This is a genomic window from Bacteroides sp. AM37-9 (assembly GCF_003603455.1).
In the GTDB taxonomy this organism is placed as follows: Bacteria; Bacteroidota; Bacteroidia; order Bacteroidales; family Bacteroidaceae; genus Bacteroides; species Bacteroides xylanisolvens.
The window spans coordinates 43,659-65,061 of record NZ_QTNF01000023.1 but is presented as its reverse complement, the minus strand read 5'-3'; the positions used below and the strand labels follow the sequence as shown (position 1 = coordinate 65,061).

General features: G+C 45.0%; 19 protein-coding genes and 1 pseudogene. 10 read left to right on the top strand and 10 right to left on the bottom strand.

Annotated elements, in window-relative coordinates; all coding sequences use genetic code 11:
- Positions 1 to 339 precede the first annotated feature (339 nt).
- A complete protein-coding gene (locus DW862_RS16175; RefSeq protein WP_004314025.1) occupies positions 340 to 612 on the top strand; it encodes a DUF4248 domain-containing protein in 273 nt (90 codons plus the stop codon).
- Positions 613 to 830: 218 nt separating this feature from the next.
- Here the strand turns inward: DW862_RS16175 and DW862_RS16170 are convergent, their stop codons facing one another.
- The 8 genes from DW862_RS16170 to DW862_RS16135 form a co-directional block, all read right to left on the bottom strand.
- A complete protein-coding gene (locus tag DW862_RS16170) occupies positions 831 to 1,349 on the bottom strand; it encodes a hypothetical protein (RefSeq protein ID WP_117684049.1) in 519 nt (172 codons plus the stop codon).
- Positions 1,350 to 1,369: 20 nt separating this feature from the next.
- Positions 1,370 to 3,169: a hypothetical protein gene (locus DW862_RS16165; protein ID WP_117684048.1), complete on the bottom strand. Its 1,800-nt coding sequence runs from the start codon at positions 3,167 to 3,169 to the stop codon at positions 1,370 to 1,372.
- Between the two features lie 99 nt (positions 3,170 to 3,268).
- Complete coding sequence (locus DW862_RS16160) at positions 3,269 to 4,465, bottom strand: hypothetical protein (RefSeq protein ID WP_120069332.1); 1,197 nt, start codon at positions 4,463 to 4,465, stop codon at positions 3,269 to 3,271.
- A gap of 259 nt (positions 4,466 to 4,724) precedes the next feature.
- Entirely contained in the window at positions 4,725 to 5,900 is a 1,176-nt protein-coding gene (locus DW862_RS16155; RefSeq protein WP_120069328.1) for a BACON domain-containing protein, read from the bottom strand.
- Between the two features lie 9 nt (positions 5,901 to 5,909).
- Positions 5,910 to 7,208, bottom strand: coding sequence for a DUF4302 domain-containing protein (locus DW862_RS16150; protein ID WP_120069325.1), 1,299 nt, complete (start codon positions 7,206 to 7,208; stop codon positions 5,910 to 5,912).
- A 28-nt stretch (positions 7,209 to 7,236) separates the two neighbouring features.
- Positions 7,237 to 8,148: a putative zinc-binding metallopeptidase gene (locus tag DW862_RS16145; protein ID WP_118407733.1), complete on the bottom strand. Its 912-nt coding sequence runs from the start codon at positions 8,146 to 8,148 to the stop codon at positions 7,237 to 7,239.
- Positions 8,149 to 8,168: 20 nt separating this feature from the next.
- Positions 8,169 to 9,722 carry a RagB/SusD family nutrient uptake outer membrane protein gene (locus DW862_RS16140; RefSeq protein ID WP_118407732.1) on the bottom strand — a complete coding sequence of 518 codons (1,554 nt, stop codon included), beginning with the start codon at positions 9,720 to 9,722 and terminating at the stop codon, positions 8,169 to 8,171.
- Positions 9,723 to 9,759: 37 nt separating this feature from the next.
- The gene (locus DW862_RS16135) at positions 9,760 to 12,897 is read right to left on the bottom strand and encodes a SusC/RagA family TonB-linked outer membrane protein (RefSeq protein WP_120069322.1); all 3,138 of its coding nucleotides are present in this window, start codon (positions 12,895 to 12,897) and stop codon (positions 9,760 to 9,762) included.
- A 584-nt stretch (positions 12,898 to 13,481) separates the two neighbouring features.
- Between DW862_RS16135 and DW862_RS16130 the strand changes: the two genes are divergently transcribed.
- Positions 13,482 to 13,706 carry a carboxypeptidase-like regulatory domain-containing protein gene (locus DW862_RS16130; protein WP_004314034.1) on the top strand — a complete coding sequence of 75 codons (225 nt, stop codon included), beginning with the start codon at positions 13,482 to 13,484 and terminating at the stop codon, positions 13,704 to 13,706.
- A gap of 42 nt (positions 13,707 to 13,748) precedes the next feature.
- Here the strand turns inward: DW862_RS16130 and DW862_RS16125 are convergent, their stop codons facing one another.
- Positions 13,749 to 14,216 (bottom strand): hypothetical protein, encoded by a 468-nt coding sequence (locus DW862_RS16125; RefSeq protein ID WP_008770760.1) that lies wholly within the window; start codon positions 14,214 to 14,216, stop codon positions 13,749 to 13,751.
- A gap of 296 nt (positions 14,217 to 14,512) precedes the next feature.
- Between DW862_RS16125 and DW862_RS26765 the strand changes: the two genes are divergently transcribed.
- The 8 genes and pseudogenes from DW862_RS26765 (at position 14,513) to DW862_RS16080 (ending at position 19,709) form a co-directional block, all read left to right on the top strand.
- Entirely contained in the window at positions 14,513 to 14,857 is a 345-nt protein-coding gene (locus DW862_RS26765; RefSeq protein WP_008770759.1) for an SH3 beta-barrel fold-containing protein, read from the top strand.
- 391 nt (positions 14,858 to 15,248) lie between these two features.
- Positions 15,249 to 16,004: an HNH endonuclease gene (locus tag DW862_RS16110; protein ID WP_117684042.1), complete on the top strand. Its 756-nt coding sequence runs from the start codon at positions 15,249 to 15,251 to the stop codon at positions 16,002 to 16,004.
- On the top strand, positions 16,001 to 16,444 hold the full coding sequence (locus DW862_RS16105; protein ID WP_004314038.1) for an N-acetylmuramoyl-L-alanine amidase: 444 nt from the start codon (positions 16,001 to 16,003) through the stop codon (positions 16,442 to 16,444). Before DW862_RS16110 ends, DW862_RS16105 begins: the two co-directional genes overlap by 4 nt.
- A 47-nt stretch (positions 16,445 to 16,491) precedes the next feature.
- A complete protein-coding gene (locus DW862_RS16100) occupies positions 16,492 to 17,541 on the top strand; it encodes a DUF4373 domain-containing protein (protein WP_117684041.1) in 1,050 nt (349 codons plus the stop codon).
- A gap of 316 nt (positions 17,542 to 17,857) precedes the next feature.
- The gene (locus DW862_RS16095; RefSeq protein ID WP_117684065.1) at positions 17,858 to 18,481 is read left to right on the top strand and encodes an NYN domain-containing protein; all 624 of its coding nucleotides are present in this window, start codon (positions 17,858 to 17,860) and stop codon (positions 18,479 to 18,481) included.
- Positions 18,482 to 18,500: 19 nt separating this feature from the next.
- Positions 18,501 to 18,800: pseudogene (locus DW862_RS16090) on the top strand (hypothetical protein); the annotation flags it as partial.
- 148 nt (positions 18,801 to 18,948) lie between these two features.
- Positions 18,949 to 19,143, top strand: a complete 195-nt coding sequence (locus tag DW862_RS16085; protein WP_117684039.1) for a hypothetical protein — start codon at positions 18,949 to 18,951, stop codon at positions 19,141 to 19,143.
- A 26-nt stretch (positions 19,144 to 19,169) separates the two neighbouring features.
- Positions 19,170 to 19,709, top strand: a complete 540-nt coding sequence (locus DW862_RS16080) for a hypothetical protein (RefSeq protein WP_227237281.1) — start codon at positions 19,170 to 19,172, stop codon at positions 19,707 to 19,709.
- Between the two features lie 126 nt (positions 19,710 to 19,835).
- Here the strand turns inward: DW862_RS16080 and DW862_RS16075 are convergent, their stop codons facing one another.
- Positions 19,836 to 21,200 (bottom strand): TolC family protein, encoded by a 1,365-nt coding sequence (locus tag DW862_RS16075; RefSeq protein WP_120069315.1) that lies wholly within the window; start codon positions 21,198 to 21,200, stop codon positions 19,836 to 19,838.
- Between the last annotated feature and the right edge of the window lie 203 nt (positions 21,201 to 21,403).

Sequence of the window (21,403 nt, the reverse complement as noted above, 5' to 3'; positions counted from 1 at the left end):
TATCTGTAACCGATTACGAAGGCAAAAGTATAGGAAAGGAAAAAAGCAAAGGAACACAATGTGACAACTCGTCACAAGAGACAACCCAAAGGCACAATTTCTACACAAGCTATGCCAACAGAGGCTTCTGTACAAAGCAGAACCACTTGGCATAAAAAAGCGTATCTTCGCATTCACACAGGATAAACTTAAAAGAAACAGATAAGTTCCTGTCACTGATTAATGGCTATTTTTTCAGGAGTAATCCGTGCCTAAATTATGATATAAACGAATTATGATATAAACTAATTATGATATAAACTAATTATGAACACCTACTAATAATAGAAAGTACCGACAATGAAAACAGAAACAACAGCAAGCTCCGTCAGCCCAAAAGAAATGCCGGAGACGGCAAACTCTACCCGCATACAGACTTACAGCAAAAGTCAGCTGGCCACACTTTATCTGCCTCACATACAGCCTGCCTCGGCACGCCGCACCCTCCGCAGTTGGATTGCCCAAAATACGGCATTACAAGCCGCACTCGCCCAAACCGGCTACAGCGAAAAGGCAATCTTACTTACTCCGGCTCAAGTTGGACTATTCTTCAAGTTTTTGGGAGAACCCTAAAAAACAAATACGGCACGGAAAGGAATGAAAATAGAGTGATTTAAATGGCTATTTGCCATCGTAGTGTCCGAGCAGGATTTCCCTTCAGCCTACAAGTAATTTTTTAGACACGGATGACGCGGATTTTTAAAGCTGCACAGCTATTTAAAAATCCGCGTCCGTTATCCGCGTCTAAAAGATAAATTCATAACCGGGCAAGAATATCACCCGAAGCCGCTTTATTCCGAGGGTTCTTCTCCCGACGGTTTCATTAAATCGGCAGTGACCTCCGTTTTAAAACGGACACCGTCATGAAGCCGCAGATTCAGTTTGACAGTTACATTCGTTTCGCTGTTACGCTGCACATAAAACGTCCCTGTGACCTTTTTATACTGCGAGTAATAATAAATTGGATCTTCGTAGATAAAAACATACTGGTCGTTGTGATAGAGCGAAGAAGCATCCACCACCTGCCCTTCCCAATACAAATGAAGAGAAAAAACAAAATAAGTATCAGCCTTTCCTTCCTCCATCTTTTCCGGCGAAAGAACACAAGTTAAATAGTCCCCATCCACAGAAGCCACACCGGACACAATATTATTCGCCACTCCCCGAAAAGAATAAGTACCGATGGAAGGCACTTCCTCCACGCCCGGTCCGGGAGTTACCGAATCATTATCGTCGCTGCATCCGACGAAAGCCAACAGTAGCCCCGACAAAGCAAACAGGTTCAAATATTTCAGTAAAATTTTCTTCATGAATATACTTCATTTAATCATTATTCTATTACGGTCGTCGCCCCCTTATAGTAACCGGACAAGCTGCTATTATCGTACTGTACAATAGAGAAAATATTGAATGTCATTTCAATTTCACTCCCTTGAAGAGCCACAGAAGCATTGCCGCCTGCAGCCAAATGACCGTTCGTCGTATTAGCCTGATTATAAGTGACTCCTTCGTAGGCGATCGATATCTTCGCATTTTCCGCGCTACCGGAAAATCCGTGAACAGCTCCCTCCATCATGCTCTTCGGCACACGTACCACCGCATCCGCTGCCGACATTCCGGCTACGGTAGTGATACCTGCCTGCCGGGAAATATAAATAACGCAAATATCCACATCCGTCTTATCTACCACTACCGACTGGATAGTCACCGGAGTGCCGCCCGCCCCCAACTGATATTGATTCGGGATCGTCGTATCATATACTTTGAAAGTACCGTTGTAGTTGCCCGATATTTTAAGACTATTATCTCCCAAATATTTGAGGTCGAGCGTCAACGAGTATTCATTATCTGCCGATTTCGACACGCTGAATGTACCTGCCGCGTCTTCCAGATGTCCTTTAGAAACTTCGATTCTTTCTTCATCATACGGATTATAATAAGTAAACTCAAAAGCCAGATTCGTAGTTGTTATATCTACTTCCTGTCCGTCCAGCCCTGTATTCGGAACAAAAAGACGTACGTAATATGTATTTACATTATTCAGATCTGCAGCAGATGAAATCCCTGACGGAGTGAGATACAAGGCAACTCCTTCATTGGTCTTTTCATAAAAGGTAGCCTTGATGTCACGCGTACTTTCTCCATTCAAAGTCAAAATATTGGTAGTACTTTGCTTTATATCAGTGTAACTACCTTCATAAGAGCCTTTGAACTTGTCACCCGAAAGCAACGTAAAGCTGAAGGTTATTTTCACGCTTTCATCTGTCTTTTCTACTTTGAGCTTACCAGCCGAACATAGTTCAGACCATCCGTAAGGATCTACTGCATCAATATCATCGGCTCCCAAGTTTGTCATATTATAGAAAGCATACTCCGCGTCTCCACTAGAGGTTATATCAATTTCTTGTCCGATCATTTCGGGAGTAATGGCCAGCATCAGATATTCGGCATCAGATATATCCTCTACCGTAGTCAACCCGGTCTCCGGGCTTAAATAAACATACTGGAAACCTCCCAGCGTGGTAGCGACAACCGACTTCAACGGGCGCACCTCGTCCCCAAAAGAATATTCACTCGGAAGCTTTTCCGGAGCTTTGTAAACGCAATCCGCCTCACCCGTAAATTTGCCGCCACTTTTCAGTGTAAAGTCGAAAACAGCTTTCACGGCCGATGTTTCATTTTCTCCCGGTACCATTGTCACGGTGATCTTTCCCTGCGTCAACACGTCTTCCCATCCATCAGGGCTAACGGCGACAATCGCCTCTCCGTCGGCATCCATGTAGTAAAACGCATAATTGTCGTTATCAGAATTACCTACCGTGACCGGAGTGCCTACCAGTTTTTTATCCACTCCCAACATTATATATTCCTTACCGCTGTTCATAAAGTCTTCCATCGTTTCCAAACTTTGCAACGGACTCATACATACGTATACAATACCTTCCTGTTCAAAGCAAGATACCGATTTCGCTTGTACCGTCTTATCTTTGTACGTATACGTATTAACCGTTTCCACCGGTTCCGGTTCAGGCTCCGGTTCAGGATCGGGTGCCGGATCATCGCTACTACATGCCATAAAACAACTCATGGCCAACATGAATAAGAAAAAGGAAATAAATCTAATTTTCATATCTTTCGTTTTTGGGGTTAATTATAAAATCGTATAATTGAAAAAACAATGCTATCGGACAGATAACGCCATCACCCAAATGAGGCGCTCCGTTCTGATTTACGGATGATAGCCGAACACATTGATGGGAGTATCCTGCGAAAAGGTGCTACGCACATGATGCGGGTGTGCTTTATCACAATCGATAAAGTCTATGGTCAGCGTATGTTTGTCCCCATCGCGTGCCACGGTCATCGTTCCGCTGTCTATACGTGCATATTCTTTCATGGTTCCGTTGGATATTTTCTCGTACCAGGTTCCCTGCGGATATGTAAATACATTGGGATAACCCGAAGCAATACCTCCCGGTTTCAGGAATTCGCGCGGAATACCCTTCGACTCTTCGTCACGTGCCACTACCTTATACGTACCAGCCGGAATACCTTGTGTCACATCCGTAGCCCATTCTACAAAGAATTCCACTTTCAGCACTCTTCCGTTGCCTGTCGGCCATGTTTCGGCAAGTCCTATCCCCTCTTCTGCCAGGTAAAGTTCGACTACCCGGCACGATTCATCTTGCAGGTAATAAGAATCGCCCTTATCTTGCAGACGGGCTTGTGTCCATTCGTTCAGGGCGAGATCGGTGGTCAGCGTAGAGTTCGGAGTTTCTTCCGTGCTTTCGTGACGGTCGATAGTAGTCAGTTTTCCCGTGTAGGTGAAATAACGTTTGAGCGACAAGTCACCTACCAACGTACCACTAATCGTATATTCGCCGCCGTCACTCCGTTTAACAGTCATTTTACCTCCGGATAGCAGGTCGGCATCAACACTTGTGGAGTACGCTTTCACGTCACCATAGAAAGTACCGGCAGGCACTTCCACTTTTCCGGTCGGCAGATCCATCTGGTTCATGTATCCAAGGTTGAATGTCCATTCATTAAACGTGTATCCGTTCGGTGCCGCATCAAAGGTTCCTTCGGGAAGCGGAAACTCCGTGGTTCCGGAAGCAAACGGAGGAACGTTCAGGCTGAACGCCATTATCTTGCCCGGCCCTATCGGATTACCGGCAGCATCCACTTCCATATCCGTATAAAGAGTGAGTACAAAGTGATCCGTCCCCACTCCGTCTTCATCTCCCCAGTACACCAGGTTGGAGTTGATAAACTCTACGGTTTCAGGAGTCGGTTTTCCATTTTCTCCGCCGGTTTTTTCGCCCTCCGGATTTTCTGTGTCATTGTCGCTGCAAGCGGTCAACGCACATACAGACGCAACAGCGAACAGCCAGACACCTAATAAATTCATTAATTTTTTATCCATATAAGAGTTATTTTATATCGTTACAACATTAAAAAGAACTTCCGTAGTCCCCCTGGAGGCAATAAAAAAGGCGGGGTAATCCCGGGAAAAAAACTCCCGTTTTCCACACGGGTAGTCCTCCCCGCCTGTCATATATGTAAAGTTAAAATTAAGAGAGAGTTATTAACCTCTCATTCCGTTTCACAACGGTAGTTCTTTTCTTCATACATCTATTCCGGAAACGTTATATCCGGTTGATTCATAAGTTGCAAGTTTCCAACTATTTAAAGAGCGCAATGTCAGGGAAAAGAATATAGTCTTTCAATGCTGCCGTAGAAAACTGCTGTCCGTCGAACAGTGCTATCGCAAGATAACACCCGCTCTCCGGCGCACCGGCTACATCCTGATAACTCATCCCGATAGAACCATCCTGATAAAGCACAGGAGCAAATCCGAAATTACCTTTCGCATAAATGTTGGAGGAAGCTGCTACGGAAAAGCCGTATAATGTTTGTAAAACGACATCCTCTTCCAGTGCTGTGTCATCAGCTGTCCTGTTCATTGCACTATTGGCTGTTTCATCCACCTCCTGCGTCAGGACAAAATCTTTTTGCGCTGCGCCGATAGGAACCACAAAAGCTCCATCCTCGTAGGTTGCCTGCAATGAAATCGTGGCCTTCGAGGGATCTTTCAGATACGGTGCCACCGGAGTACCGACTAACGACATATTGATCGTATAACCATCACCTTCCGCATCTTTCGTCACCTCCGTAGCCGAGAGACGATATGCCTTATCTATCTTTTTCGTATCCCATTTCACATAAATCTGGCTGTCCCTCCATGCTCCGAGCAAGTCACTCGCTTCATACTGGTAGACATAATAGAAAAACTTCCGTCCCTCATTCGTACTGACCATCAGTTGGCAGACACGCGGATTTCCGGTTTTGTTCTCTTTCAGTACGAGCAGGAAGCCTTCCTCTTTCGAGGCTGTAGGGACTTCCACCCAATCGACTCCTTTCTGTATACTCACCTTGAAATCAAACGAACTGTTGACCCGCACCACAGTCTGTGAAGGAGCATTTCCGAGCCGCAAAACCTGTTGGTCGGTATCGGGCGCAAAAATATTACCAGCCTGTGTCACCACAATCTTCTGTTCGTTGCTACCATCGCTTACGGTCACTTGCGTGGCACGTGACACATATTCATAATTAGCCCTGGCGAGTAATGTGATTTTCTCGTTTGTCACTTCGATCACCCTGCACCAGTCCGCACCGGAAACAGCCGTCAGTTCTCCGGCAGCCTGTAAAGCCACTTCCACCGTTCCACCACCGGCAACCAGATCGACATCCGTGTCCACAATGCGGAAACCCTGCGGCGTTTCATCGTTTTCCGTGCCGCACGCTGTCATCAGCAGGCAGCATACGGATACTACTATCATAAATAACTTGTTCATCATACTATTCTTCTATTGTTTTTTTACCAATCTGATTGACGCAACTGCATCCGTGTATCCGATGAAAGCTGCGTCCTCCTCCTGCGAGTTGTACACTCCGAAGATGAATCCGGAAACTTCCCCCATCCAGACTCCATTGTCCACCAGGTAAATGCCGTTAGTGGTAGCATAGCTAATCAGTCCGATAGACTCACCACGGAGCACATAATCGTTCATTACGTCCCACATAGCCAGATAAACATATCCGCCCTGCACCTTTTTGAGAAGCTGCGGGGAGACAGAAAGTCCGCCGCGCGGCTTGTCATACATCACCAGAATATCATATTCCAACCCTTTGAGCCAGTAACTCTTCCCGTCTTCGTTCTTCAATAGCCGGACTTCCTGCGAGGCCACTTCCAGTTGTCCCGTTTCATCGTTCAGGCGGTAAAAATCCATCTGATAAGTGCCCGGATAATAATCATAGCTTTGATACCCGGCAGTGTAGACACCCGCCAGTTTGACTCCCGTAGCCCCTTCGTCGGTACAGACAAAGCTGATAAGCTCGTTCTTCCAGACAAAATTCTGCATCGTCTGCCCGTCTATCGTTACCGGTTCATGGAAACGTAGTCCGTCGGCGGTAAACATAAAAGGCACGGTTTTCTGATGCACTTTTCCTATTTCGTCGTAATAAGTCACGATAAACGTATAGTTGCTGCGAATCATTTGTCCTGTGTAGAGTCCGTCCATCAGTAAGTCATATTCATAAAAGAAAGCATCGTCCTCCACCTTCTTAATTTTGGTGAGATATTGCTTCCACGTCTGGTCTTCGGTAAGTGCCTTCATCACAATCCGGTTGCCGTATTTTTTGCCTTTCAGTTCGATACGCTCGGCAGAAGCACTCGAAATAATAAATTCGTAGTCGCCTCCGAGCGTCCCGTTCGGGTCGTCAGACATACTTCCCTGCGGCTGCCCGAAATAATGCACCAGATAATTATAGGTATCGAATGACAACATCGTCGCCTGTTCCGACTTAACGCTATAGAGCGAACTGACCGTCTCATCTGCTTCCGACATCTGCGAAGCCATTGTCACCCGCTGACCATCAAACCTGCAAAGCAGGGTGATGCCTCCAAGCGAATAATCCTTGCCGACGTAATATTCCATCACCCAGCCATTCGGTGCTCCTTTCAAAAGTTCGCCGCATCGACTCACATCGGCTGTGGCACGATTGGCAGACGAATCGTCAAAGTAGTTCTCCTCCTGAAAGAGGCATGACTGCAAGCCCAGACAGGCAAGAGCCAGCAAGAGGTATTTCGTTATATTCTTCTTCATAGTGATAATGTATAATTAAAATTCATACTCATTGAATCGTACTCAAGTCAATTTCGGTAATCTCTTGCTGACGACGCAGCACGATTTTACGCAGTTCGTTCAAGTCGATTCCCCAAGTGTCGCGCATATAGTTGTAAACAATCGTAAACTTTTTATTGATAGTGGCTGCACCCGTTTCTCCGGCAGCCCTCAACATATTATCCCAGTAGGTCTGCGTGTGGGTGACGTACATGGCTATGTTTTCCACGAAATCCTCGTTCGCCTGATTCATGGCATAGGCGGTCACGAAGCCGTCGGGCCACGCTATATCGTTTGTACGGGGCATGGCTCCCTCTGCAGTCATGTAGTAGTACCAGTCGGCTCCCACATATTTCCCCTCCGAGATCCGGTTGAAAGAAGGGTCGAAGTTCCGTTTCTGGTGCAGGATATGAGCGAATTCATGGTGCATCGTTTCAAAGTAATAGTTGTTCAGTTTTTCGATATTGATTTTCTTCACGTTGAGGTCGTTCACGTTGTAAAGCGTGATTTTCTTTCCGCCTTCTGCCGTACCGAGTACCATATTCCCGCTACTTTCGTAAGCAGGCGATCCGATGAGATGAAAGGTTTTAGGCACGTATACGCGGAGAAAATCGATTCCAGCCAGTTCTACATAAGCGTCCATCCAGACGTGCTTGATGATTTTGGACAGTGCCACCGCTTTATCATAATCGGCAGGTACAAGATTGTATTTATGGTCGCTTTCGATGTCCTTCATGCGATACATGAAATCGATGTTGTAGGGATATGTGTAGTTGTCGAGCAACCAATCGTCGAAAGCGTTCCTCTCCACCGGCTCGGTGGAGAAAATGCTGTGCGCAGTATCTATTTCGTCGTCATTGTTGCAAGCTCCCAGGCAGACTGCGGTAAGGGCAAGCAAAAAATAAATGAGCTGTTTTTTCATAACTTCCACTTTTTTCTTTGTTAATTTCTTCTCGGGTTAGGTTGTATACCCGCCACGATCACACTCCGCGGAATTTGGATTGCATAACGCAAGTCGTTCGGAGGCATTTCGTCGGTGACACGCTGGTTGGCCATGTCACGGCGATAAATCAGGATGCCATATCGCTTGATGTCGGGCCAGCGCATCCCTTCGTGCAGGGTGGTGATACGACGGATATGCAGAATACAATGGATGAAGTTTTCCTGCATTCCCTCTTCAATCGTAAAGTCGGGGGCCAGTTTCTTTTTCGGTGTTTGTTGCGTGAAGGGAGTATAAAAACTCATCCTATCATAATAGGTGTTGATCTGTTCGGGTGTCAGCACCGATTTGTTGCGGGTATAGGCACGTTGCCAACTCGTGATGTCGGCTGCCGACTGGGCATACATTTTCTTCAGCGCGTATGCTTCGGCACGACAAAGCAAGGTTTCGTCCGTAGAAAACAAAACCGGCATATAATAAAGGTATGTGCCCTCATAAAGCCCGCTCTTGCGCAGGATACTGGCAACAAACCCGTTGGTGGAGAAAGGTTTCAGATAGAAATAATCCGAACTGCCCCACAATCCTGAAGACAGACAGGTTTCGCTGGTAGCGAGCGTCTGGTTGTGGAAGTAACGCGGACCTATCAGATAGTCACTCCCGATTGCTCCCCAGTTGGAAACGGTGCTGCTTATCAACAGGTTGGCTTCATTGGAAGAGGCGATATAGGCATCTGCCTGCACGTTTCCGTTCACGGAAAGATTACCCAACGCTTCCCAGTTGCGCAGCAGATCGGCAGGATTAGTCCCCAATACACGGGTGGCAAAATCAATCACACGGTCGCAATTGGAAAAATCGGGCTTCATATAATAAAGGTAGAAACGGGCGGCAAAGGCATAAGCGGCTTTACGGGTAAAGTGATATTTGGGTACAGAGTAGCTGTCGTCCGAAATCAAGTCGATCCCTTCGAGGAGGTCACGCTCCACTTTTCGGTACACTTCTTCCAACGTGCCTCGTTCGTAACGGGGAGATACGGTGGTTTCTACCTCTTCCATATAAGGCACTCCTAAAGATTGGGAGGCATGAGTGTCGTAGGCGTTGCAGAAGATATTCGCCAACATGAAATGACAGTAGGCACGGCACACGAGCGCTTCACCTCTCTGTGGGTCGAGTGACGCCGGATTTCCTTTTTCTTCGATGGCATTGAGCGCCATATTGGCGGCGGCTATTGCGCTGTAGTAACCTCCCCAAAGAGAATTGGGCGTGTCCTGATATTCTTCCTTGGTGTCTTGCCAGTGGTAGCACTCTTGTTCGGAAAGCTTGTAGTAACCGTAGGTAGGGCCACTATCATCAGAGTTATCGCTGTAAAGCTCGAACAGTTCGTTGGGCGACACGTCGGCATACGCCGATACAAGCAGTTTGGCTATTTTCTGGTCGGTGTTCAACTCCGTACGGTTGTCCGGCATTTCGTCCAGAAAGCCGTTGCAGGAGACGGTGGTCAGACCTAAACTTGCGGTCAGTACCAGTGCAGGGAGTATATGGTTTATCTTTTTCTTCATCTCTCGTATGTTTTTAGGTTGATTCTCTATTCTTTACTTACAGTCCCAGGCGCAGGGTGAGGGTGAACTGGCGGGGTACGGGCGATGCTACACCGCCGGTATTCACAAATTCCGGGTCCTGCCCGTTTAGTTTCTTGTCGGCATAAATCAGGAAGAGGTTGGTGGCCTGCAACTTGAGCGACAAGTTGGAGATTTTGGCAGGAGCAATCCAGCTTTTCGGGAACTCATACATCAGTGATATTTCCTTCATACGGATGAAATCGCCTTTGGCAATACGCTCCGTAGAGTAGTTGTAAGCATTGTAAGCAAGATAGAGCGAGGTATTCGCCTGATATTGCGGGTCGCTTATAATCACTGGTATATTGGTTTTCGCCTCATCGCCGGAAACCGTCCAACGATTCTTAAACTCACGCGGCATGGCGGTGAGGTCGGAGTATTTATAGTTGAACACAGGGTCCAGTCGAACTACGTTGCCGAAAGAATAGGTCATAAAGACATTCAGTTTGAAGCCTTTGTAAGTGAATACGTTACCGAAACTTCCTGTGACAGTAGGGTCGGTAGGACCTTCATATTTCAGATAATCAAGTTTCTCCCGTTCCTGAAAGTTGACACCGGTAGTGGTCAGTTTTCCGTCAATCAGATACTGTGGAATACCGTCCGCGTCGAGCCCTGCAAAAGGGATGGAAAACAGTCCGCGCACGGGATAGCCTTCACGGGCGAAACCGTTGCCGGATACCAGTTCCATCATGCTGGTGAGTCCTTTCAGTTGGGTCACTTCATTTTTGGCGTAGGAGAAGATAAAGTCCGTATTCCACGAAAAATCTTTCGTGCGAATGTTGCGGGTGGAAAGGGTGAACTCCACACCGTGGGATTTCATCGTGGCTACGTTGGCATATTTGTTGATGAAACCGCCCACTCCCTGCGTGGGAACTACACCGATCAGGTCATAGTTGTTGCGCTGATACCAGTCGGCAGAGAAATTGATCCGGTTTTCGAGCAAACCGAGGTCGATGCCGATGTTCAGTTCATGCTTTTTCTCGTAGGTGAGTTCGCTGTTCTCGATGTCCTCGATGTAAAGTCCCGTTTCCTGAATATCGGTAAAAGGACGATAGGGAGAGAAACTGCGGATGATGGCTTGCGAATTGGTTACTTCCGCCGGACCGCGATCGGCAGTAAGAGAGTAAGAAGCTTTCAGAGTCAGGTTGGAAAGAGTGGGTTGGAGCGCTTTAAAAAAAGCTTCCTCATGCACGTTCCACGCACCGGACAAGTTCCACGTGGGCAGCCAGCGTGACGAACGGCTGCGCCCCATGCGGTTGGTTCCTTCATAACGAAAAGTTCCGTTGAGCGTGTAACGCCCGTCATAAGAATAGGTAGCGTTGAGAAAGCTCGCAATGCTGCGGGTTTCGGAGTGCCCCAGACTGTAATAACGCGAACCGGACTCTATTCCGTTCTTGAAAAACTGATAGACGTAGGAAGGAATTTCCCCCATCGAATATTGCATTCCCCAGCCCTGAAAGGAAGAATATGCCTTTTTAAGACTGTTCACTTCCATACCGGCAAAGAAGTTAGTGATGTGTTTTTCGGCAAAAAGGTGATTCCATGAGAGGGTTCCGCGGAAATCGAGCCCCAACATACGGCGGTCCTGACGCTGGTAGATTCCCCCCTCGGGCAGCAGGGTGATAGGCAGGGCGTATGGATTGTCGGGGTCTTTATAAAGCAATCCGTTTTGTTCGCGGATGGTGGCGTCGTCCATACCGGTACGGTAGGCAACGGCTTGGTTGGCATCGTCGAGCACGTTGTGTTCCTGCGACGAGGTCTGGTATCTCACCGCTCCGAGGGCACTCAATTCAAGCCCTTGAATCACTTTCCATTTCAGCTCGCCTTGAAATTTCACATCTACCATATTGATTTCGATGTAGTTATTATCCAATTCGTGAAGAATGTTGAATGGAGCATAGTTACTGATATAATCCGCAGACGGGTCGAGCGTACGGCTCGTATTGAGCGCGTAAGAATAAGGGTTGATATCGAACCCGCGTGACATCTTTCCGGAAGCGATGTCGAGGGTAGAGCTCATCGTTCCCGGTGCGTTTTGCTGGCGGTAGGAAGCGTTAGAAATCAGGTTGATCGACAGGTTTTTATAAAGATTATAGGTGGTGTTTACGTTGGCTGTGTAACGCTTCACTTTGCTCTGCTTGTACCAGCCCGGATCGAGCATAGCGCTCAACGAGGCATAGAAGGATGATTTTTCCGTTCCGGCGGTGACGCTGACGGAATGATTCTGCGAAATGGCATTGGTGAAAAGCACGTCGAACCAGTCGGTGTTACGCATTTCCGCTTCACGGAGATAAGCATTGCGGGATTCGGGGGTGTTGAGAAGTCCGCGCTGGCCGTTGCTGTTATTATACTCGTCGATGAGACGATACATACGACCGTACACTCCCGTGTCTTTGGTACGGAAAAGGTCGGCACTGTTCAGCCAGCCTTTCTGCTCCATCTCTTTATAGATACCCATCTGTTCCTGCGAATTCATGATATTGAATTCTTTGTAACTGGGTATGGCACGGGTGGTAAACTCACCGGTATAACTGATTTTGCTGACTCCGGCACGGCCTTTTTTGGTGGTGACCACAATCACGCCTGCCATCGCACGTGCACCGTAAATGGAAGTCGCCGATCCGTCTTTCAATATCTGAAAGCTCTCGATGTCGTCGGAATTCAACCCGGCTATGGCGGAACTGATTAATGTCTCCGCATCACCGGAGGAAAGATCGTCAGGACCTACGTCGATGACATCTTCAAGAATCACTCCGTCTACTACCCAAAGGGGCTTGGAACTTCCGTAAATGGAAGTAGCACCGCGCACACGAATCTTAGGAGCGGTACCGAAAGTACCCGAAACGTTCTGAACGGAAACTCCTGCCGCACGACCTTCCAAGCCGCGACTGATGTCGGGCAGACCGTCCAGTTTCACATTATCGGCATCCAATTGTTTGGTGGCTCCCGTAAACAGGCGTTTGTCCATCTTTTGCATACCGGTCACCACCACTTCCTGCAATACTTCGGAGTCGGATTTCATCATCACCTTGATTGTCCCCGGCTTAATAGGAACATCCTGCGGCTTCATGCCGACATAGGTGATTCGCAAAGTTCTTGATGAACTTATACGTTTCATAGCCCATTCCTCCGCAAATATCTAAATATAAAGTCTTTAATAAACATAAAAAAGAAGATACCTAAAGAGAATACAAGCAAACAAATGCGGAACTATAAGATAAAAATAATCTTCTTTTTTTGCCTTTAATCTACTTTTTTCGTCTTTTACCGGTTTACTGAAGAGGTAGAAAATATCTTTTATATAATGACCTTTCCAGTTCCCAAATAGCTTTTATCCTGAACTCCAAGTGACAATATAAAAGATAACGGTCACGAAATTCATAATCTTCCCGAAAACTATCCTTTTTCTACCGATAGATGCTAATTAATGATTTTTCATGTGTTATTAAACATCTTATCAGGCTATTTTATCACATTTAAATATCAAAAAGAAACTTCTTTTGAATTATCAACCATCACAAAGGCATAGAAATTCACTTTTACACACTCGTTTCATCTGCATTTCTTTTTCATCAATAGTATTTTGTCTATACAGTTCAATTTCGCATTTTTTTTCATATTTTTCTTTGTTTTTCTAAAAATGTGCTTACTTTTGCAAATAATTAAATAACAAAACAGACTATTCTACTATATAAAAACTATATGAAAAGAAAACTAACGCTGTTATTAACTTGCTTATTAGCAAGCATTAGCCTGACAATTGCCCAAACCTCTAAAAAGGTAACAGGCGTTGTCTTCTCCGAGGAAGACAATCAACCTGTCATAGGGGCATCTGTTGTAATTAAAGGTACATCTATCGGAACTACCACTGACCTTGATGGAAAGTTCGTGATTAGTAATGTACCAAGTTCATCAAGAACTTGGTAATCATTAGTCCATTCCTTCTATTTTCGTCTTTAATTCTACTTTTTATTGTTCCTCTTTCTCCCTATCTCCTTCCTTTTCCATAGGATCCTTAACCAGTTTTTTGGAGGTATGAAATCGAATTTCAATGTCTATATGGCAGTCATTATCCACCGTGCAGTCTATATCTGCCGAATCGTCAACAATTAGATTTAAAACATGACACAACACTTCGGGAAATCCGGGAATAAATTCAGACTTTCCAATGATACAAGCAGAATAATTATGAATAGTTGTCCAATCGGGGATAGGACTCTGACCGTCAAATTTACATTTACACATACGTCCTATTGAAGAGCGCGAACAATTCGAATGGTTCGCCACATATCTTTCCGGAATATTATTCAACTGTTCTATCTTAAAAATACGATCCACCACCGCTTTCTTCACATCGTCGTCACTATGACGGACACCGGTTGTTTTACTCTGTTTATCTCTACTTTTTACTTTAAATTTCTTGCTTTCCTTTTTCATAATTTATTTTTATATTATTCCACAAAAGTCCGATATTTCTTTTAACATTTGTGTTCAAGCATGACACATTCGTTCTTATTCCATGAATAAATTTAAATATGGATAGATTTGGAGGTACCCATTTTCTACCCAACTGACATAATCAAAAAAAACAGGTCGAATCTTTTAATGCATCGACTCATTCAAGCATGACACATTCGTATCCATTCTTTTTTTATGCGTCAAGCTTGGACAACCTTTACGCAACTCATCTTCTACCTTTGCCACCGTAATCAAAAATAAACCGAATAAAAAAAATGACTGAAATCAAAAAGAATCATTCACTTCAACGGATACGGCTTATGAAGCAGGCCGCTGTCATCCGGCAAAGTAATGGCATGAGCCGGCACGATGCACTCGTCACGGCTCACCGGATAGGAAAGCTTATCCGACAAATGCATCACGGAAACGTCTGTTTCCGATATACCAAGCAGGATGGAACCATCCGTCGTGCCACCGGCACACTCATCGGCTACGAACATAGTTTCCGCCGCCCGTACACACCAAAACCGGAGAACACATTTGTCGTCTATTACGACATCGATGCCAAAGGCTGGCGCACCTTTCATGCTGAAAATTTTCTGGATATCGAAGTGGAATGAATCTACAGGAAAAAAGGATGAACCTGCAGGAAAAAGAATGAATCTACTGAAAAAGAAAATGAACCTACAAGAAAAAGGAATGAATCAGTAAGAACGAAAAGAGTGGGAAGCTCTTTGCAGACAGTATAATGTAGACTCCCTGCAAGAAGCGATTCAAGGTTGCCGAGAAGAATTAGAATTTCTCATTCACTGTGCCGAACGGCTCGAACCTCGTACAGAGCAAGATGAAGACAGCAAGAAACGCCGTTTAACACATACAAGAAACGCCGCTTTTCCACACTAGGAAGCGCCGTTTAACAGATGCAGGAAACGCCGTTTCTCCTTGCCAAATTCAGAGAAGCGACTATTTTTTAACAGAGTATAATTTTATTAACATTTATCAGTATCAAGTATGGAAAATTGGAGATTTATTGAAGAAAACCCCGACTATATGATTTCAGATCATGGGCGGGTATTGAGTTTCAAGGGCAAATCGAAGTTAATTCTTTGCACTAAAATCATCGGAACCGGTTATGAAACGGTATCACTCCTGAATAAAGGAATTTGTACCGATTACAACGTCCACCGCTTAATTGCCAAAGCATTTATTCCGAACCCGAAACATCTGCCGCAAATAAACCACCTTGACGGAAACACGATGAACAACCACGTGTCAAACCTTGAATGGTGCGATGCATACACCAACACGATGCACGCCATCCGCACAGGATTACGCCCCACCGGAACAGGTTCCCGCAAAACTCCCTGCGCCGTAACGGATGCGAAAGGAATCATTTTACGTGCCTATCCGTCTATGAAAGAAATGGGCAGAGAGGAACGTCTGAAACCGTCACACCAACACTGGCTCATCCTGCAACTGAAACATCCGGATCGTGTATGGCTACATAACCTACGTGCAAGGCAACATCGGGGAAACGATTTCATGAAAGTTCCCTTTGCCAATTCATCGGCTTTATCACAACTGCCTGTCTTTTTAAACTCATTGGCAATAACGGATACGGCTGTACCACCGATTCACGCTCCCTTCACTCCGGTGCACCACTCGGTGACAAAGCAATATTACCGTCAACTGTCTGCAGAGGAGGCTGCCGCCTTCGGATTCACCTCCCCTACTATACGCAAACAAGAAAGGAGGATTTCACAATGAGAGACACCATCATCATCCACTGTTCCGCCACTCGTGCGGGACAGGATTTTACCGCTGCCGACATCGACCGCTGGCATCGTCAACGCGGCTTCCGTTCTATCGGTTATCACTTCGTCGTTCGTCTCGACGGCACGGTTGAACCGGGAAGGGATGTTGCCCTCGACGGAGCGCATTGCACGGGATGGAATCATCGGTCTATCGGTATCTGCTACATTGGCGGACTGGACAAGAACGGTCGGCCTGCCGACACACGAACGGAAGCGCAGCGTGAAGCACTTGTCCGGCTGGTAGAAGATTTGCGCCTTGTCTTCCCTTCTCTGCAACAGGTGATAGGACATCGGGACACCAGTCCCGATCTTAATGGAGACGGTATTATCTCACCGAACGAGTATATAAAATCCTGCCCCTGCTTCGATGTAAAAGCGGAGTTTATTCAATAATTATCAGTTATTTATTATCAATTATTTACAATCAGTAATTTATCATCATGGCCCGCATTTCCAAACCCGGATTAGATTATTTTCCCCTCGATGTCAATTTTTTGCAGGACAGAAAAGTACGCCGCATCTCCTGTCGCCACCATGCGGCAGGGATTGCTGCGCTCACTTCACTGCTTTGCCTCATTTATAAAGAGAAAGGTTATTATATTTCGTGGAACAAAGACACGCTCTTCGACATCGCCCAGGAAGCGTGTTGCGAGGAGGAGGAAATGCAGGCCATCATTGATGATTGCCTGGCGGTGGGGCTGTTCGACGATCTTATATATAAGGAGTACGGTGTATTGACCTCACAGGCCATTCAGGAACAATATCATAAAATCATCACCGACAGCCGGAGAAAATACAAATTACCTCTGGAACATTTCTGGCTTATCAAGGAAGATTTTAAAGATGTAACAGAATCCCATGATTTTGCTACAACAATGCCACAAACAAAAGAGGAAACGGATACAGATATCAAAGGTAAACAGGAAATGGATATGGAAAATGAGATCAAATCTGAAATCAAAAAAGACAAAGAGACAGAGAGACAAGGAAAATGCCAAAAAGAGAATGAGAGGATAATGCCGCCCGTTCCGTCAAACAGCGTTTTTCAGGCTTCGCCTGTCGTTGTAGAGGGTTTGTCTTTGGATAAATCGATTGGAAGAGAAAAAACGGAATCTATTGCGGAGACGGTTTCTGAAACAATTTCTGAAACAGCTCCGGGAACAGCTCCGAAAACGGTCTTAGAAACAGCTCCGAAAACGATTTCGGAAGGGATGCAAACGGGAGGGGGATCGGAAGCTATACTTCTACTAAATATGCAAACAATCGGTATCCGGAACGAACAGACAGTGAAAGCGATTGCCGCCCTTGCCCGACGTAAAGAACTGGGAGGTCCCGGCGGGATTTTATGGAAAATCCTTAGTTCCCAATACCGCCCTACCCTGCTCAAAAAGAACGAACCGGGTGATTACATTCTTTGGGCGCTCAATCATCCGACGGAATTTGAAAACACATACAACGGGACACTGAAAAAGCTAATCAGGGGAAGATAAACCGGGAAAAAGTCTGAATATAAAAACGAAACATGCCATCATCATTCGTTTATATCATAAATTCAGGCAAAGAAAGATAGAAAACCAAGAACTATCGCATCTTTATCATACAAGGAAAAGGCCTCGACTTGTAGAGCCAGTATTTGTAACTCGAGAAACCAAAGAATAAAGTAAATCATAAAAAGGAAGAAAAAGAACCTATCAATTTGTTATTCTAAAAAAGATTTGTACCTTTGTGGTACAAATTACCCCCCTTAGTTGAGAAATACTAAGGCTGACCCATCAATTAAAGATGGGTTTTTTTATATATAACGCTATGGAAGACAAAAAGAAAGTAATAGTCTATGTAGACGGTTTTAATTTCTATTACGGGCTGAAGTCCAAAAAATGGAAAATGTGTTATTGGCTGGATTTAGTCAGCTTCTTTAATAGTTTTCTAAAGCCCTATCAAGAATTGGTAGAAGTCAATTATTTTTCAGCTCGTCCAACAGATGCAGGCAAACACGATAGGCAAGATAAACTATTTCAAGCAAACAAATGCAACCCTAAATTTAACTTGATATTGGGTAAATACCTCAAAAAAGAGATTAAATGCCGTTATTGTGGTGGTATCATTCATTCTTTTGAAGAAAAAGAGACAGATGTACGAATAGCTACAAAGATTCTGTCGGACGCCTATAAAAAGCGCTGTGACATTGCTATCATTGTATCAGCAGACAGCGATTTAATACCACCTGTAGAGCTGATAAGAGAATTTAACCCGTTACAAAAGGTCTATGTATATTTTCCTCCTAACAGATATTCATCTAATTTATCGAACCTAAGTGATGGCACACGTAAACTTGATGGCGCTTTTAATATATTCAAGAAACATATATTGCCCCAAAAAGTGCAGCTACCAAACGGATATGTAATAGAACGCCCGAATGAGTGGAAATAAGATTTCAGATCGACCTATCTTGCCGTTGAAGGCACGAAAAGCTGTCTTCGAGAAATTGGAAGATATCGCTGATGTGGCTTCCATGTCTCCGGAAGACAGGGAGCGATACGACAATAGCGTCAAGGTGTACCGCGATTATTTGGTGACAATGGATGCAGCTGAACAAAAAGGGATGAAAGAAGGGATGGAGAAAGGGATAAAAGAAGGCGCCCAAAAAGCCCAACTACAAATAGCGCGGAATATGAAAGCCAAAGGGATAGACAACCAATCTATTGCCGAATGTACTGATTTACCTTTAAGCATGATCGAAGAGTTATAGAGTAATTAGACAAAAGAAGTTAAAAGCACTCATCAATCCACAATCAGCCACCCTCTCTTGCAAATATATTTGTTATTTTTGCGGAGTAATAACATTATTACGTTCCAAAACAGATATTTGGGGCATAGCTCTAAAGGAGACATTAATTATGGGAAACAGTTTAAAAAAACAGAAAGAAGCTTCATTGGCTGCTAACAACACCAAAAAGAGCAAAGGTGAGAGACTTGGATGGAAATCAATAAGCGAATATAAAACTGTGTCTCTCAAAGAAATTGTCGGAAACGGGAATCGTGTAAACGAAACAAATATTCCTGTAAATACAAGTATAAGACTTGTACCGTAATGCTGGATAATATAAGGCCTTATAAGATGATATTTATTCAAAAAGCGTCACCAAATGTTGGTGACGCTTTTGATTTTGCATATATTTATAAGTTCTACTCAAACAGAAAAGATATCTGTCAAAGACTAAAATACATTGTCAGGGTTGAAGTTACCAATGATATTTTTGCCATCAAGTTTTATGCTGCCAGAGACAAAAAGCTCGATAATAAATATAACCGAATTCTCAAAATGCACAACTATACAGAAACTCTACGTATATTTATGACTTGTGCCAGCATTGTCCCTCTCATTTTACAAAAATTCCCACTAGCTTCATTTGTGATAAATGGTGCTCAAAGTTTAGATTTAGAATCTAACAAAATAGAAGGAAGAGCCAACGATCAAAGGTTCAGATTATACAAAAACATGGCTACCCAATTATTTGGTAAAGAACGTTTTGAACATTACGAATTTATAGAAATCAGTTCTTACCTGATGGTAAACAAAAAAGAGTGTTCTGATATAGAGAGAAAAAAAGACAGAATTAAAGAAACCCTTCTTAACCTATATGACATAGACAGCTAAAACAAAAGAGGTGAGTTCCCCTTCACAGGGTAGCCCACCTCTTTCTCTTCATACACAAACATTCAAATGATCAGGTACCAGATGTTAGTCAATGTAACGGATGCCATCTATTTTAAACATATCTCCCTACATACGGCCGCCACCCAAAGCCTGATACAACGTAATCACACCCTGAATTTCGGTAAAGCGGTTCGCCACTTGTGACAGTTGCGCGTTGAGCAACGTCTGTTGTGCCGTCAGCACTTCCAGATAAGTGGTGTTGCCATGCTTCATCAACAGGCTTGTGCTCTTGGCGGCTGTTTGCAAAGAGGCTACCTGCTTGTCATAGTAGTCGGCTTTCTCGCGGGCAGTCTGATACTGTACCAGTGCCTCGTTCACTTCCACACCTGCATTCAGCAAGGTTTGCTCAAAGCTAAGGCGGGCTTCCTCCTGTTGGGCTTTCGCTATTTTCAGTTGGGCGATGTTGGCGCCTTTATTAAATAGAGGCTGCGTCAGAGAAGCTACGGCGGAAGCCAGAAACTTACCCGGATTGACAATCATGCTACCCGCACTGTTGGTCCAGCCTGCGCTGCCACTCAACGTGATGGAAGGATAGAAAGCGGCACGGGTGGCATTTGTGGTGTAGAAAGCCTGCGCCAACGAGAATTCTGCGCTACGCACATCGGGACGGTTGGAAAGCATCTGCAAGGGAACACCTACGGAGAAGTTTTCCGGCAACTGCTGGTTTCCCAGTTTGCCACGCTGTATCTCATGGGGAGTTTCAGCCAGCAACAACGCCAGTGAATTCTCCGCCTGGTTGATTTGCTCTTTCAGGTCGAGCACGGTGGTACATATATTATAATAAGTGGCCTCCGTCTGCGCCAGTCCCGCCTCGTTCACCATACCGGCTTTTTTCATGGCACGGGTGGCGTTCACGCTTTCCTTCCACGCAGCTTCGGTGGCAACGGCTATCTCATATTGCGAATCGAGCATCAACAAAGTGTAATAGGTGTTGGCAACGGATGCCACCAATTGTGTCTTTACGGCTTGTTCATATTCCTTGCTCTGCTCGTAAGCGGCTTTCGCACGACGTTTTGCGGTGGTCACTTTTCCAAAAATATCCAGCTCCCACGAAGCGGTCACGGGCAGAGAGTAAGTCTGCGTCGCCTTTCCACGGTCGAAGCTGCTGGCAGCTCCTTCCGGCGCAAGGAATAAAGAAGGCAGATAAGACAGTTTGGACGTCAACAAGGTAGCTTCCGCTTCTTTCACACGCAAGTGGGCAGTCTGCATATCGGTGTTGCGCACGAGTGCCGAATCAATCAGGTTTTGCAAAGACGGATCGGTAAAGACCTCCCGCCACGAGAGGTTGCCGAAGTTTGCAGTATCGGCGGCGGCAACTGATTCGCTACCGTAAAGTCCTTCGGGGACTTCCGATACCGGTTTGTATTTATTATAGATACCGCAACTGCTCAAAACGAGTGTTGCCGCGGACAGAATTATTATTTTTCTCATTCAACTATAAATTTATGATATAAACTAATGAGGAGGACAGATTCACTGTATCCTAATTAAATGCTTATTTTATCTTTCAGACAGAAGAACAAAAGAACAAATATTGAGTCATTGTCAACGTTCTATTACAATGATTGTATGCATTATATCAACTAAGTATTCTTGCATACTCATCTTATATTATCAGGCACGGATTACGCGGA

Excerpts from the sequence above, each read along its gene's own strand:
- DW862_RS16100 (WP_117684041.1), top strand. The coding sequence starts at position 16,492 with ATGGCCCGCATTTCCAAACCCGGATTAGATTATTTTCCCCTCGATGTC.
- DW862_RS16150 (WP_120069325.1), bottom strand. The coding sequence starts at position 7,208 with ATGAAGAAGAATATAACGAAATACCTCTTGCTGGCTCTTGCCTGTCTG.
- DW862_RS16110 (WP_117684042.1), top strand. The coding sequence starts at position 15,249 with ATGGAAAATTGGAGATTTATTGAAGAAAACCCCGACTATATGATTTCA.
- DW862_RS16085 (WP_117684039.1), top strand. The coding sequence starts at position 18,949 with ATGGGAAACAGTTTAAAAAAACAGAAAGAAGCTTCATTGGCTGCTAAC.
- DW862_RS16170 (WP_117684049.1), bottom strand. The coding sequence starts at position 1,349 with ATGAAGAAAATTTTACTGAAATATTTGAACCTGTTTGCTTTGTCGGGG.
- DW862_RS16165 (WP_117684048.1), bottom strand. The coding sequence starts at position 3,169 with ATGAAAATTAGATTTATTTCCTTTTTCTTATTCATGTTGGCCATGAGT.
- DW862_RS16145 (WP_118407733.1), bottom strand. The coding sequence starts at position 8,148 with ATGAAAAAACAGCTCATTTATTTTTTGCTTGCCCTTACCGCAGTCTGC.
- DW862_RS16175 (WP_004314025.1), top strand. The coding sequence starts at position 340 with ATGAAAACAGAAACAACAGCAAGCTCCGTCAGCCCAAAAGAAATGCCG.
- DW862_RS16140 (WP_118407732.1), bottom strand. The coding sequence starts at position 9,722 with ATGAAGAAAAAGATAAACCATATACTCCCTGCACTGGTACTGACCGCA.
- DW862_RS16105 (WP_004314038.1), top strand. The coding sequence starts at position 16,001 with ATGAGAGACACCATCATCATCCACTGTTCCGCCACTCGTGCGGGACAG.
- DW862_RS26765 (WP_008770759.1), top strand. The coding sequence starts at position 14,513 with ATGACTGAAATCAAAAAGAATCATTCACTTCAACGGATACGGCTTATG.
- DW862_RS16155 (WP_120069328.1), bottom strand. The coding sequence starts at position 5,900 with ATGATGAACAAGTTATTTATGATAGTAGTATCCGTATGCTGCCTGCTG.
- DW862_RS16075 (WP_120069315.1), bottom strand. The coding sequence starts at position 21,200 with ATGAGAAAAATAATAATTCTGTCCGCGGCAACACTCGTTTTGAGCAGT.
- DW862_RS16130 (WP_004314034.1), top strand. The coding sequence starts at position 13,482 with ATGAAAAGAAAACTAACGCTGTTATTAACTTGCTTATTAGCAAGCATT.
- DW862_RS16125 (WP_008770760.1), bottom strand. The coding sequence starts at position 14,216 with ATGAAAAAGGAAAGCAAGAAATTTAAAGTAAAAAGTAGAGATAAACAG.
- DW862_RS16095 (WP_117684065.1), top strand. The coding sequence starts at position 17,858 with ATGGAAGACAAAAAGAAAGTAATAGTCTATGTAGACGGTTTTAATTTC.
- DW862_RS16080 (WP_227237281.1), top strand. The coding sequence starts at position 19,170 with ATGATATTTATTCAAAAAGCGTCACCAAATGTTGGTGACGCTTTTGAT.
- DW862_RS16160 (WP_120069332.1), bottom strand. The coding sequence starts at position 4,465 with ATGGATAAAAAATTAATGAATTTATTAGGTGTCTGGCTGTTCGCTGTT.
- DW862_RS16135 (WP_120069322.1), bottom strand. The coding sequence starts at position 12,897 with ATGAAACGTATAAGTTCATCAAGAACTTTGCGAATCACCTATGTCGGC.